14 protein-coding genes and 1 tRNA gene are annotated in these 12,790 nt (G+C 67.0%); 6 read left to right on the forward strand and 9 right to left on the reverse strand.

The genetic code is table 11. The features are described from left to right. Positions 1 to 31 precede the first annotated feature (31 nt). From IEV64_RS06385 to IEV64_RS06395, 3 genes are all read right to left on the reverse strand, one after another. The gene (locus IEV64_RS06385; RefSeq protein ID WP_007275476.1) at positions 32 to 1,888 is read right to left on the reverse strand and encodes an SLC13 family permease; all 1,857 of its coding nucleotides are present in this window, start codon (positions 1,886 to 1,888) and stop codon (positions 32 to 34) included. Between the two features lie 74 nt (positions 1,889 to 1,962). Beyond that, the gene (locus tag IEV64_RS06390; protein ID WP_007275475.1) at positions 1,963 to 4,017 is read right to left on the reverse strand and encodes a DEAD/DEAH box helicase; all 2,055 of its coding nucleotides are present in this window, start codon (positions 4,015 to 4,017) and stop codon (positions 1,963 to 1,965) included. A gap of 132 nt (positions 4,018 to 4,149) precedes the next feature. Further along, positions 4,150 to 4,539 (reverse strand): cupin domain-containing protein, encoded by a 390-nt coding sequence (locus IEV64_RS06395; RefSeq protein ID WP_188423466.1) that lies wholly within the window; start codon positions 4,537 to 4,539, stop codon positions 4,150 to 4,152. 86 nt (positions 4,540 to 4,625) lie between these two features. Here IEV64_RS06395 and IEV64_RS06400 point away from each other — a divergent pair, with 86 nt between their 5' ends. Further along, positions 4,626 to 5,798, forward strand: a complete 1,173-nt coding sequence (locus tag IEV64_RS06400; RefSeq protein ID WP_007275473.1) for a M50 family metallopeptidase — start codon at positions 4,626 to 4,628, stop codon at positions 5,796 to 5,798. 24 nt (positions 5,799 to 5,822) lie between these two features. On the opposite strand, the gene IEV64_RS06405 is transcribed toward IEV64_RS06400, so the two are convergent. Next, entirely contained in the window at positions 5,823 to 6,593 is a 771-nt protein-coding gene (locus IEV64_RS06405) for a competence/damage-inducible protein A (protein ID WP_188423467.1), read from the reverse strand. Positions 6,594 to 7,128: 535 nt separating this feature from the next. Further along, positions 7,129 to 7,201 (reverse strand) — tRNA-His (locus IEV64_RS06410). 149 nt (positions 7,202 to 7,350) lie between these two features. Between IEV64_RS06410 and IEV64_RS06415 the strand changes: the two genes are divergently transcribed. Next, on the forward strand, positions 7,351 to 7,812 hold the full coding sequence (locus IEV64_RS06415; protein ID WP_004065429.1) for a DUF5814 domain-containing protein: 462 nt from the start codon (positions 7,351 to 7,353) through the stop codon (positions 7,810 to 7,812). A 44-nt stretch (positions 7,813 to 7,856) separates the two neighbouring features. On the opposite strand, the gene IEV64_RS06420 is transcribed toward IEV64_RS06415, so the two are convergent. From IEV64_RS06420 to IEV64_RS06430, 3 genes are all read right to left on the reverse strand, one after another. Continuing rightward, on the reverse strand, positions 7,857 to 8,270 hold the full coding sequence (locus IEV64_RS06420; RefSeq protein WP_004969001.1) for a DUF8146 domain-containing protein: 414 nt from the start codon (positions 8,268 to 8,270) through the stop codon (positions 7,857 to 7,859). Positions 8,271 to 8,448: 178 nt separating this feature from the next. After that, the gene (locus IEV64_RS06425) at positions 8,449 to 9,039 is read right to left on the reverse strand and encodes an RPA family protein (RefSeq protein WP_007275471.1); all 591 of its coding nucleotides are present in this window, start codon (positions 9,037 to 9,039) and stop codon (positions 8,449 to 8,451) included. Next, positions 9,040 to 9,975 (reverse strand): replication factor A, encoded by a 936-nt coding sequence (locus IEV64_RS06430; RefSeq protein ID WP_188423468.1) that lies wholly within the window; start codon positions 9,973 to 9,975, stop codon positions 9,040 to 9,042. It abuts the gene before it with no gap. A gap of 170 nt (positions 9,976 to 10,145) precedes the next feature. On the opposite strand from IEV64_RS06430, the gene IEV64_RS06435 reads away from it, so the two are divergent. The 4 genes from IEV64_RS06435 (at position 10,146) to IEV64_RS19825 (ending at position 11,884) form a co-directional block, all read left to right on the forward strand. Then, positions 10,146 to 10,427: a DUF7091 family protein gene (locus IEV64_RS06435; protein WP_007275470.1), complete on the forward strand. Its 282-nt coding sequence runs from the start codon at positions 10,146 to 10,148 to the stop codon at positions 10,425 to 10,427. A 79-nt stretch (positions 10,428 to 10,506) separates the two neighbouring features. Beyond that, positions 10,507 to 11,511 (forward strand): mannose-1-phosphate guanylyltransferase, encoded by a 1,005-nt coding sequence (locus tag IEV64_RS06440; RefSeq protein ID WP_188423469.1) that lies wholly within the window; start codon positions 10,507 to 10,509, stop codon positions 11,509 to 11,511. A gap of 41 nt (positions 11,512 to 11,552) precedes the next feature. Then, entirely contained in the window at positions 11,553 to 11,675 is a 123-nt protein-coding gene (locus tag IEV64_RS19940; protein ID WP_268237501.1) for a hypothetical protein, read from the forward strand. After that, positions 11,675 to 11,884, forward strand: coding sequence for a hypothetical protein (locus tag IEV64_RS19825; protein WP_007275467.1), 210 nt, complete (start codon positions 11,675 to 11,677; stop codon positions 11,882 to 11,884). The genes IEV64_RS19940 and IEV64_RS19825 overlap by 1 nt, the downstream gene beginning before the upstream one ends. Before the next feature lie 15 nt (positions 11,885 to 11,899). Here IEV64_RS19825 and IEV64_RS06450 read toward each other — a convergent pair whose 3' ends face one another. Continuing rightward, complete coding sequence (locus tag IEV64_RS06450; protein ID WP_004969007.1) at positions 11,900 to 12,685, reverse strand: SDR family oxidoreductase; 786 nt, start codon at positions 12,683 to 12,685, stop codon at positions 11,900 to 11,902. Between the last annotated feature and the right edge of the window lie 105 nt (positions 12,686 to 12,790).

Genomic DNA, 12,790 nt, shown 5'->3' on the forward strand with positions numbered 1-12,790 from the left:
GTCGCGGAGTAAAGGGTTTCGTTCCGCCCCGTCAGGTCAGGGGGAAGAAGTGTGCGACGCCGATGGTCGTCACGACCCCGAGAAGCAACTGGAGCGGGCCGCCGACGCGGATGTAGTCCGTGAACTTGTAGCCGCCGGGACCGTAGACGAACAGGTTCGTCTGGTAGCCGACGGGCGTCATGAAGGCCGTCGACGCCGCGAACATGACCGCGAGGACGAACGAGAACGGGTCGGCGCCGAGCGTCGTCGCGGCCTCGATGGCGACCGGAATCATGAGCACGACGCTCGCGTTGTTCGAGATGACGTTCGTCAGGAGCGCCGTCACGAAGTAGAACACCCCGAGGACCGCGATGAGGGGGAGGAACTCGCCGCTCATCACGACCAGTTCGGCGAGGAGTTCCGCGGCCCCGGAGTTCTCCATCGCGATGCCGAGCGGGATGACGCCCGCGAGCAGGAAGATGACGTCCCACTGGACGGCGTCGTACAGCTCCGTCGGGCGGAGGCACTTCGTGGCGACCATGGCGAGCGCGCCGAGGAGCGCGGCGACGACGATGGGCAGGAAGTTGAGTGCGGCGAGCGCGACGACGCCGGCGACGATGCCGACGGCGACCGGAATCTTCGACTCGCGGTAGTCGTGGCGCTCGATTTCCTGGGCGACGATGAAGTTGCGGTTGTTGTCGAGGCGCTCGATGCTCTCGACGGTCGCCTGCACGAGAAGCGTGTCGCCGACGCGGAGCGGGAGTTTGTCCATCCGCCGGCGGATGAGTTCGCCGCCGCGGCGGAGCGCGAGCACGGTCGCGTCGTACCGCTGTCTGAAACTCGCCGAGGCGAGCGACTCGCCGACCAGCGCCGACCCCGGCGCGACGACGACTTCGACGAGGTTCTGGCCGCGGTCGGCGAGTTCGAGTTCGTCTTCGGTGACGGTCGCCGGCACGAGGTCGAGGCCCTCCACGTCGAGCAGTTCGACGAGCGTGTTGCGGTCGGTCCGGAGGGTGAACACGTCCCCCGGCTGAATCTCCTTCGGGCCGAGCGGTTCGAGGAAGACGCTCTCGCCGCGGATGAGCTGAAGGAGGTCCACGTCGAAATCCGTCTCGACGAGCGCCCGCTGGACCTGTTGGCCCACGAGCGGGGAGTCCTCGCGGACGACGACCTCGGTCAGGTACTCCGCCATCTCGAACTCCTCGGTCAGGTCCCGCCGCGGCTCGATGCGCGCCGGGGTGAGCCGCCGGCCGATTGTCATGAGGTAGACGATGCCGACGGCCATGACCACCGCACCGAGCGCGGTGAACTCGAACATCGTGAAGGGCGCTTCGCCGGTGATGCGCGAGTAGACGTCGCTGGCGAGGATGTTGGTCGACGTGCCGATGAGCGTCAGCATGCCGCCGAACATCGACGCGTACGACAGCGGTAAGAGGAGCTTCGAGGGGGAGGTCTGGCCGCGGTCGGCGAGGTCCGTCACCATCGGGAGCAAGATGGCGACCGCGGCGGTGTTGTTGATGAAGCCGGAGATGGGACCGACGACGCCGACGGTCGCGCCGAGTTGCCGGAGTTCGCTGTCGCCGGTGAACGTCGATATCTTCGCGCCGAGAAGCTGGATGATGCCGGTCCGCTGGACGCCCTCGCTGAGGATGAACATCGCGAGGACGGTCAGCGTCGCCGTGTTGGCGAACCCCGAGAGGGCGTCGCCGGGGTAGGACTCGAAGAGGACGATTGGCGCGCCGAGCATCCCCGCCGAGGCGAGCGCCTCGGAGGCGGGCTGAATCAGCATCAGCGACACCATCACGCCGATGGCCGTCACGTCGACCGGGACGGGCTCGGTCGCGAAGAACGCCAGCGCGACGAGGATGACGGCGAAGACGACGAGGATGTCCGGCGTTATCGCTACCACGCGGTCATCGATGTATCGGCGGCCAAAAAGCGTGCGGGATTCGGAATATCAGCCTCGGCCGAGCGCGCCGGTCGCTACCGGCCCTCCTCGTCGAGTTCGAGGTCGGCGACGATTTCGTACGGCGACGACCCCTTCCGGATACCGTCGAGGATGGCGAACGCCTCCCTCGGCGAGAGGAACTGCCGGGTCACGGCGAGGCCGAGCGGCGTCGGGTCCAGCCCGTCGATGAAGCCCCACTCCAAGAGTTTGCCGACCGCGTGGGTCGTCGGCACCTCGCCGAGCATCCGGCTGTTGAGCGCCTTCGCCTTCTTGCCGGCGACGACGATGTTCGCCAGCGTCTCCTCGACCGCCGAGGACTGGTCGTACACCGTGCGGACCTCCTCCATCTCGCCTTTGAGGAGCTTGAACGCGACCTCGTCTTCGGTCATCTCCATCGTGTTGTGATAGCTGGCGTCGGGTTCGACGAGCAGGTAGACGACGCCCTTGTCGTGGTAGTCGGGGCGGCCGGCGCGGCCGAGCATCTGGCTGAACTCCTGTACGGAGAGCCACTCGATGCCCATCGCCAGCGTGTCGAAGATGACCTGCGACGCCGGGAAGTCGACGCCGGCGGCGAGCGCGGCGGTCGTCACGACGGCCGCGAGGTCCTGATTGGCGAACTGTCGCTCGACGCGTTTTCTTTGGCCGTAGTCGAGGCCGGCGTGGTACGCCGCGGCGTTGTAGTCCATCTTCCGGGCGATTTCGTGACACCGCCGCCGGGAGTTGGTGAAGATGATGGTCTGGCCGCGGTAGCCCTTCGAGGACTTCGAGTCGAACGCCTGCCGCACGAGGCGGTTCTCGATGCGGGGCTTTTCCTGCCCGTCCGCGAAGGTGACGTGGCGCTCGATGGGGACGGGGCGGTCCTCGTACTCGACGAGGTTCGCCCGGAGGTTCTGTGCGAGCCACTTCGGGTTGCCGACGGTCGCAGAGAGGTAAATCCACTGCGCGCCGCCGTAGCTCTCGCGGCGCTTCGCGCGGGCCTCGCAGTAGTGTTTCAGGCGGGCTATCATCCCGTCGAGGCGGTGGCCGCGCTCTTCTTCTTTCAGGGTGTGGACCTCGTCGATGACGACCGTGCCGATGTCGCCGAGGTCCTTGCCCGTCCGGAGCGCGTGGTCGATGCCCTCGTAGGTGCCGACGATGACGTCGGCGTTCGGGTCGAATCGGTTGCCGTCGTCGTTGATTCGGCTCGCGCCGACGCGGATGGTCACCTTGCCGAGGTGGCCGTAGCGCTCCTTGAAGTCCTCGTGCTTCTGGTTCGCGAGCGCGACCAGCGGGACGAGAAACAGCATCTTCCCGTCGTCGTTCAGCATCCGGTTGATGCCGGCGAGCTCGCCGACGAGCGTCTTCCCGGTCGCCGTCGCGCTCACGACGAGCTGGTCGTCGCCGTCAAGCAGGCCGTTGTCGATGGCGAGGCTCTGGACGGGGAGCAGGGTGTCGAAGCGGTCTGTCAGCATCGACTTCAGGTTCGGGTGGAGGTCGAGCGTGCTCGTCTCGACCAGTTCCACGTCCTCCGTCGTCGCGCTGATGGTGTCGAACTTCGTCAGGTCGGGGTCCAACTCGCCCTGCAGTAAGTTCGTGATGCGGGTCAGGTCGCCCGTCTCGTACAGCAGTTCCTCCAAGCGCTCTTGGGCCGCCTGCGTGAGGCCGCCGGCGAAGGAGAGTTCTCCCTCCAGCTCTTTGACGGCGCAGTCGCGGCAGATGTGCTCGTGTTCGGCCTTGATGGCCGTGTCGTCGGTGATGGGCGAGTACCGACCGTTGACGGCACAGCGGCGGCAGGTCCGCACCGTCAGCGCCTCGAGCTGGTAGCCGTCGAGCATCTCCTTTAGCTCGTCGCGGCCGTCTTTCGGCGTCTGTTGCGAGATGCGGATGCGGGCGGCCGACCGGGCGAGTTCGACGAACTGGCTCGGGTCGCGCGGCGAGTCCTCTCCCTTCCGCGTCACCAGAAAGCGCAGGGGTCGGGGCCCCGCGTTCGTCTCTTTGAGTTCGAGCTTGCCGCGGAGCACCCGCTTTCCGTCCCGGCGGGCGACGACGAGGTAGTCGTCTCCCGTCTGGTGGAGAAACAGCGTGTCGACGCGGGTGACCTGTTTAGACACGGTGCCTGCTACGGCGACGTGGTATTTCAGCGATTCGCCTGCGACCGCTCAGATTCGATAGCGACCCGCACGCGGCTTCGTACCGTGTCTCCTCGCTCCCGGCCCCCGAGGGCCACCGACGGCCGGCCGCGCTCAGGCGTCGGCGTCGCCGGCGAGTTCGATGGCGTCGTCGCCGTTGGGGACCGCACAGAGGAACGACCCCTCCTCGTCGGACTCGTTTCGGTACCAGTGGACGACGCCGGCGGGAATCAAAAGCGAGTCGCCGGCTTCGACCTCGTACTCCTCGTCGCCGATGCCGACGACGTATCGCCCCGACAGGACGTACTGCTCGTGTTCGACCTCGTTTGTGTGTTTCGGCACCGACGCACCCGAATCGAGGACGAACCGCCGGATGGCGAAGTTCGGCGCGCCGTCGGCCTCGGAGACGAGGACGCCCTTCGACATCCCGTCGGCCGCGCCGACCGCCTCGTACTCGATGTCCGCGCTCCGTTTGACCACCGGCTCCGGTCGGGAATCGCTCATATCTCTCCGTGGATTGCCCGCCCGCGTAAGCATTTCCCCGTCTCCCCGCCCTGACTGCTTAAGGCCCCTCCGGGGTTACTACGGGTATGCGAGGAATCCGCATCGGTAGCGTCTTCGGCATCCCGATAAAGTTGGACCTCACGTTCCTCATCGTTCTCCCGCTTTTCGCGTGGCTCATCGGCTCGGACGTGACGAATCTCGCGCTCATCGTCAACGACCTCTTCGGCGCGAGCATCGACGGCGCGGCCATCTCCGCGGGGTCGATGCAGTGGGTGCTCGGGAGCGCGGCCGCCATCGGCCTGTTCGCCGGCGTTCTGCTCCACGAGTTCGGCCACTCGCTCGTCGCCATGCGCTACGGCTACGAAATCGAGTCCATCACGCTCTGGCTCTTCGGCGGCGTCGCCCGGTTCAAGGAGATACCCGAAGACTGGAAACAGGAGTTCACCATCGCCGTCGCCGGCCCGCTCGTCTCGGTCGCCATCGGCGTCGTCTCCTACGCCGGCTTCCTGTTGCTCCCCGCGTCGCAGGCCCCCGCGCAGTTCGTCCTCGGCTACCTCGCGCTGGTGAACGTCTCGCTCGCCGTGTTCAACATGCTCCCCGGCTTCCCGATGGACGGCGGGCGCGTCCTCCGGGCGCTCCTCGCGCGGAACCGCCCGCACGCGAAAGCGACGCAGATGGCCGCCGAGGTCGGCAAGGTGTTCGCGTTCCTGCTCGGCCTGTTCGGCCTGTTTTTCAACCTGTTTCTCGTCGCGCTCGCCTTCTTCATCTACATGGGCGCGTCCGGCGAGGCCCAACAGACCGTCCTCAAGGCGACGTTCCAAGACGTGGTCGTCCGCGACATCATGACCGGCCGCGAGAACCTCGACGTGGTCGACGAGAAGACCTCCGTCGCGGAACTCCTCGAACGCATGTTCGTCGAGCGCCACACGGGCTACCCGGTCCTCAGAAACGGCGACCTCGTCGGCATGGTCACTCTCGACGACGCCCGCGGCGTCAAGGAGGTCGAGCGCGACGCCTTCCGCGTCGACGACATCATGAGCGACGAACTGACGACCATCACCCCCGACGCCGACGCGATGGACGCTATCGCCCTCATGCAGGAGCGCGGCGTGGGCCGCCTCCCGGTCGTCGACGAGGCGGGCGAACTCGTCGGCCTCGTCTCCCGGTCGGACCTCGTCACCGCCTTCAACATCATCCGCAGTCGCGGGTCGCTCGACGCCATGCCCCGCGCCGACGCCAGTCTCGCACAACTCCGCTGACCGGCCAGCCGCCCGCTGGTTCGGTTACTCGCCGTCCGTCTCCGCTTCGCGCGCCGCCATCACGGCCGCCTCGCTCTCGTAGAGGTCGACCGTCGCGTTCGACCGGAACCACGCCATCGCCTCGTCGAGCGCCGCCGGGTCGCCGCCGGTGAGTTTGATTCGCGTCGGCCCGCCGCTGTTGGGATAGCTCCCGACGCCCACGCCGAAGCGCTCGGTGACGACACCGAGTTCGCGGGCGACGGCCCCCTCCGGCGCGTCGGCGTACACCACCCGCGACCGAACGTCGCCGGCGAACCGCTCGGCGATGGACTCGAACATCGGCTTCATCTCCGTGGGGATGCCCGGCAAGACGTAGACGTTCCCCGCCCGACAGCCGGGCGCGAGGCCCTCTTCGTTCGGAAGCACCTCGGCGTTGGCGGGCATCGAGGCGTACCACTCGGGTTCGAGGTCGAAGTCGATGTCCGGTCGGCGTTCGAGAATCGCCGCGATGGTCGCTTCGACCTGCGTTTCGGCCTCCTCGTTGACGACGAACGCCCGGTCGAGCCCGGCGGCGACGGCCTCCATCGTGATGTCGTCCGGCGTCCCGCCGAGGCCGCCGGTGACGAGGACCGCGTCGAAGGCGGCCGCCCAGTCGGCGACCGTCTCGGCGATGACCTCGTGGTCGTCGGGGACCGTCTGAATCCGCGCGACCGTCGCCCCGCCCTCGGTGAGCCGCCGAGCTAACCACGTCGCGTTCGTGTTCTCGATGTCCCCCGCGAGCAGTTCGTTGCCGACGGTGAGGATGGCGACCTGCATGGCTGGGCCGTATGACGCCCGGAAGAAAGACCTGCCCGTTTCCGGCGTGTTCCCTTCGGGTTGTCGGCGACGACGGTCGTCTCGACGCTTCCGGACGGGCCGCTTCGCTCCCGGCGGTTCGAGCACCGGCTCGCGGAAAAGCGGGGTGAACCGACGACGACTCTGCGGAGCGACCGGTCAGCCCGTCGGTACCGTGGGGCCGACGGGGTCTTCGTTGTCCTCCGGGTCGCCGCGGTTAAGTATCGCGTCGCGGATGCGGTCGAACACCGAGTTGTCCGCGCGGAGTTGGGTTCTCATCCCACGATGAATGTTAGTGTGTGGCACACTTGGGTCTGGTGGGCGATGCGCGGTGCTCCTCTTTCGATTGCGGCGCTCACCGGTCGAAATGTAGAGAAGAGGTCCAGGTGCGAGAATTGAACCTCGGTCGCAACAAGTTGCTCCCTGACTCAATTCTCGCAGTCGCCCCTCACAGTACATTTCGAGAACGGGTTCGCGCCCGCTACGCGGCGCTCACCGGTCGAAATGTAAAGAAGAGGTCCAGGTGCGAGAATTGAACCCGCGTCTCAGCCTCCACAAGGCTGAAGGATAGTCCACTACCCCAACCCGGACACGTTGCAACCCTTCCTAATCCGCTACGACTAAAATACGTTACGCTACGGTCCCGGAATGACAGTACGTAACAGAGGTTGCCCCCACCGACCACCCGCGCCGGCGAGCGGGACGCTTTTGCCGCGGTGGCTCGAAGTCGCGGGTAGCAGTGGCTATCACGGACAAGATCTATCTCAAAAACCACCGCCAGATCGTCTCGCAACTGGATACGAACATCCCCAAGCGCGTCTTCAGCGGTGCGACCCTCGAAATCCTCTACTCCGGCGAGGGGCTCGCCAAGGTGGACGACGCCACCCGCGACCGCCTGCTCGACTTCGCGCAGGACTTCCTCGACTGCGAGAACTCAGACGACATCTACACCGGCTACCCCGAGCGCCAGTTCATCGAGTACCTGCTCGAACTCCGCGCGCAGGGTCTCGGCCCCGACGCCATCGTCGACGTGATGAGCGACGACTACATGGTGTACGCCTATCCCGGCGACGTGCTCTCGTTTCTCGACGACTCGGTCCGGACGCTCGAATCCGTCGAGGCGCTCGCGGACGTGGAAGGCGACCGGGAGATGCAGGACGAGGCGCGGCGGGCGAAGCAGGACCTCGTCGGTCCTCGCTGAATGAATCGGTAAGAGAGAACGCCGCAGACGGACGGGAGGGACGCTTAGCCGAGGCGGAACGACGGCTCGTCGCCGGTATCGAGGTCCTCCAGTTGGATGACCTCCTCGACGTCGTCGTGGTCGGTTTCGACCTGCTCGCGCAGGTAGTTCACGTAGCCCTTGTGCTCTTCGAGCTGTTCGCGGAGGTGTTCGGCCTCCAGTTCGAGGCGCTCGTGCTCGCGGATGAAGCTCTTGGGGACCTCCACGGTCGGCGGGAACGACTCGTCTTCGCCCTCGCGCAGTTTTTCGAGTTCGTGTTTGGGGACGACCTGCACCTGACCGTCGTGGGCAACTAACGTGTCCACGTAGTCGCGGAAGACGGCGGACAGGGAGATGTCCCGCTCCTCGGCGATCTCCCGAAGGGTCTCGAACGCGTCTTCGTTGACGCGAAACGAGATGGTCTTGTTCTTGTTGCCCATGATATTTCTCGGTCCGTGGTGAGGCCACTTAATGGTTCGTCAGACGAGGGGTCTCGGGCGTCGCGATTCGTCGCAAAAAGGGGCGTGTGACGGTGGAAATCGGCCGTCAGTCGGCGTCGGCGCGTTCGGCGGCCGGTGTGCGTCCCGCTGACGCGCGGGTCGCGGCCGGCGTGTTCGCTTACGCGCTCAGTTCGTCGGCCTGTTCGAGGCTTTCGAGCGCGGCGATGGCGGCGCGCTTGTACTCCTCGGGGTCGAGGTCGTAGTGCTCGCGGGCCATCCGGGCGTACTCGTCGCCCTCGTCGTCGAACGCCGCGATGCGGTCGAGCGTCTTGGCCGCGGTTTCCGTCACCCAGCGGTCGCGCGTGGCCGCGTCGACCTCGGTGATGGACTCGGGGCGGACGGAGACGTTGATACTGCCGTCGTCGGTCTCGTAGGTCCGCGGCTTGCCGACGACCGCGACGTAGGCGGGCGCGTCGAGGTCACGGAGCGCGCTGGCGGCCTCGGGCTGGTACTGGCCGGCGTAGACGAAGAACGTCCCCGTCGGGTCGACGATGCGGCCGCGCCAGTACTCGTTGTCCTCGCCGACGTCTTCCTTCTCGGTCAGCGTGCCGACGAGGAAGACGCGGTTGGCGCTTTCGCCGGTCGGGAGCAACAGATAGACGGGCGCGCGCTCGTCGTCTGACTCTTTGAACGTGTAACCGGCGTCGTTGAACTCCTGTGCGAAGACGCGCCGGGCGACCTCTCGGGTGGGGATTTCGTTGGAACTCATTTACATCGACCTCGCTTTGATGAGCAGTTCTTCTGCGTCCGCAGGCTCGCTCAGCCGCTCGACTTCGTTGGCGAGCACGTACCGACCCAGCGTCGGGCCGGTGACGCGGTAGTAGAACCCCACGAGGTCACCGCGCATCTCCTCTTCGACGATGGTGGTGTCGAGGGCGTCCATGGCCATCTGCTTCGCCTCGTCCAGTTCGATACCGGTCAGCTCTTCTGTCATCTCTCTGTTGAAGATGACCTCGTGGACCTCCTCGCCGTCGTCGACGACGGCCTTGATGCGGAGGTCGAACTCGCCTTCGACACTGCCGTGTTCGGAACAGCGCCCGTTCTGGAGGACGCGCGTACAGCCCTCCTCGGGACAGCGCTTGATGAGGCCGCTCCCGGACTGGATGTCCACGAGCGCGCCCTCGACGCTGGTCGAGTCGTCGCCGACTTCGATCTCCTCGTCGAGTTCGGTGATGCTCGTCGTCCGGTTGAGCTTCACGGAGAAGTTGCCCTGGTACTCGTCGGTGACGACGTTGCCGAGCGCGTACGACTTCCCCTCTTCGAGTTCGGGGAGCCCGGACGTGGTGAAGGCGATGAACTTCATCCGCCCGGAGTCGTCGCCGAGCAGGCCGACCTGCGCGACGGACTCGCTCCGGGGTTTCCAGAGTTCGACGACCTTCGCGCGCACGTCGACCCACTTTTCGTCTTCGTCGATGTCGTTGAGCAGGGTCTGTTCGTTCCCGCCGGCGCCGCCGGCGAGTTCGTCGCGCTCGATACCGGCTTCGTCCAGGTAACTGTTGACGACGCTCCGCCGCGCTTCGTCGACGGGGACGCGGTACTCGGTGACGAGACTCTCTAATCGTTCTTCGACTTCGTCCGCGGACACGTCTAGGTGGTCCGAGAACTGGTCGGCTATCTCAGCCGCGTGGGTTCGCAAATCAGTCATGGTCTACCTCGCCTCCACCTTGGTTTCCATTGGGAGGCATACCGAGCTTGGATGCGTACTCATATAAAAAGTTGCAAACCCCGCAGTGAAAGTGAACGTCGCGCGAGAGCGCGCGTCAGAACCGTCGCACCGAGCGAGGAATTGATTGCCTCGGGGACGCATTCGACACCATGGACGACCGCCTCGAAAGCATCATTCGCAGTGCCGCTCGAAACGCCGGCAAGCGCTACGAGGAGGTCAAACGCGCCTATCGGGACGGCCGCGACTCGTCTTCGGCGCACTCGCTCCCGCGGGACGGCGAGGGACGCGCGAAAATCGTCTGTCGCCGCCACGCCGAGCGTCGCGCCGTCGCCGTCGACGGGAAGGGCCGCCCCGCCTGCTTCGACCCCGACCACCCCGACTGTCGGGGCTGTGTCGAGGACATCCGCGAGGGGATAGTCGAGACGTGGTAGGCGAGATGGTCGGCGACGTGGTCGGAGCGGTGGGGTGACGACGTGGTACGGTTTTGAGGCTGTGGCGCCACCGGTCCGTATGGACCGACCACTCGTCGCGCTCGTCCTCGCCGGCGGCACCGGCACCCGCCTGTACCCCGCGAGCCGGAGCGACCGGCCCAAGCAGTTCCTCCCGCTCGGCGGCGACCGCTCCCTCCTCGCCGAGACCGTCGCCCGCGCCGACTTCGCCGACCACGTCGTCGTCTCGACGCGCCCCGCGTTCGCCGGCGACATCGCCGACCACGCGCCCGACGCCGAGGTCGTGGTCGAACCCGCGGCCAAGGACACCGGCCCGGCGCTCGTCTACGCGACCCACCGCATCGCCGAGCTGTACGACGACCCGGTCGTCGTCGTCCTCCCGAGCGACCACCACGTCGGCGACGGCTTCACCGAGGCGATGACCCGCGGCGCGCGCGTCGCCGCCGACACCGACTCGCTCGTCGCCTTCGGCGTCGAACCCACCCGCCCGGACGACGGCTACGGCTACATCGAACCCGGCGCGGACCGCGGCGACTACCGCGATCTCGCCGCGTTCCACGAGAAGCCCGACGCCGAGACGGCCGCCCGCTACGTCGACGAGGGCTACCTCTGGAACGCCGGCATGTTCGCGTGGACGCCCGAGGCGCTGTTTTCCGCCGCGCGTGACTCGCCGCTTTCCCACCTCCTCGACGCCCTCGACGACGGCGACACGGACGCCGGCTTCGCGGCGGTCGAGGCCGTCAGCATCGACTACGCGGTGATGGAGCGCGCCGCCGACGCGGCGGTCGTCCCGGTCCACTTCGAGTGGGACGACCTCGGCTCGTGGGACGCCCTCGAACGAATCATCGACGCCGACGAAGACGGCAACGTCGCGCTCGGCGACGACCCGGTGTTCGTCGACGCCGCGGACAACGTGGTCGCCACCGACGGCGCGAACGTCTCGCTCGTCGGCGTCTCCGACCTCGCGGTCGTCGCGTGGGACGACCGCGTGCTCGTCGTGCCGAAAGAAAAGGCACAGCGGGTCCGCGAGGTCGTCTCGCGGCTGAAGCGGAAAGAGATGTTCTGACCGAACGGTTCTTGTCCGCGTAGTTAGGCTGGACTGACAGGATGGGCGACCGTCACATTCCGAACCGACGTCAGCGCGTCGAGCAGTTACTGACGCAGTACGAGTGCCTCCAGAGCGAAAAACAGGACCTCATCGACCAACAGGGAAGCGGATTCAGGGCCTGATGGCCGCCATCGCCGCCGTCATCGGCTACGCGCTCTACGCCGGCCACCTCGTGTATCTCGGGATGGTCCCGATTCTCATCGGTCTCGTGTTCGTCGAGGTGATTCTCACTCACAACCAGATGCTCTTCGTGGCGAAGCACCTCGCGCTCAGGTCGCGGGTTCACGGGGACGTGGCGGCGTCGGTGTCGCCCTCAAAAATTGCGCCGTGACCGGCGGGGTGCGGCTCAGGCGCTCCGCAGTCGGCCGCCATCCACCGGGACGCAGGCCCCGGTGACGAAGCTCGCGCGGTCGCTGGCGAGGAACGCGACCACGTCGCCGAGTTCCCGCGGGTCGCCGACGCGGCCCAGCGGAATCCCGTCGGACCACGAGTTCAGCCCCTCCTCGTAGGTGTCGTGGTCGCCGCGCTCGACGGCCGCCTCGACCAGTTCCTCGATGCGGCTCGTCTCGTGTGCGCCCGGCAGTACCGCGTTCACTCGCACGCTCGGCGCGAGTTCCCGCGACAGCGACTTCACGAGGCCGATGACGCCGCGGCGGACCGCGTTCGAGAGGATGAGGTCGTCGATGACCTCCCTGACAGAGGTGGAGGTGATGCAGGTAATCGTGCCCGCGTCGCTCGCTTCGAGATGCGGTCGCGCCGCCCGCACGGTCCAGACGGCGCTCATGACGAGCATGTCGAACGCGCCGTACCACTCCTGTTCGGTCAGGTCGGCGAACCCGCCCGGCGGCACGCCGCCGGCCGAGGTGACGACGTGGTCGACGCCGCCGAACTCCTCGACGGCCGCCTCGACGAGCGCCTCGACGTCTCCCTTGCTCGTGATGTCGGTCTCGACGCCGAGCACGTCGCCGTCGAGGTCGCCCAGTTCCGATTCGGTCGCCGCGAGGCGCTCGGGGTCGCGCCCGCAGACGACGACGTTCGCTCCTTCGTCGGCCAGCGCCGCGGCGCTCGCACGCCCGAGGCCGGCCGAACTCGCCGTGACGACGACCGTGTCGCCGTCGAGTCCGAGGTCCATGCGAGGGGCGACGGCCGCCGCGAGCAAAAGCGTGGGCCTCGCGGCACGACGTGCGGTGAACCGAGGTCATCGGGTTCGCTTCGGGGCGCGAGGGGCGGGACGGAC

It is taken from the genome of Haloferax sulfurifontis (assembly GCF_014635105.1).
Lineage (GTDB): Archaea > Halobacteriota > Halobacteria > Halobacteriales > Haloferacaceae > Haloferax > Haloferax denitrificans.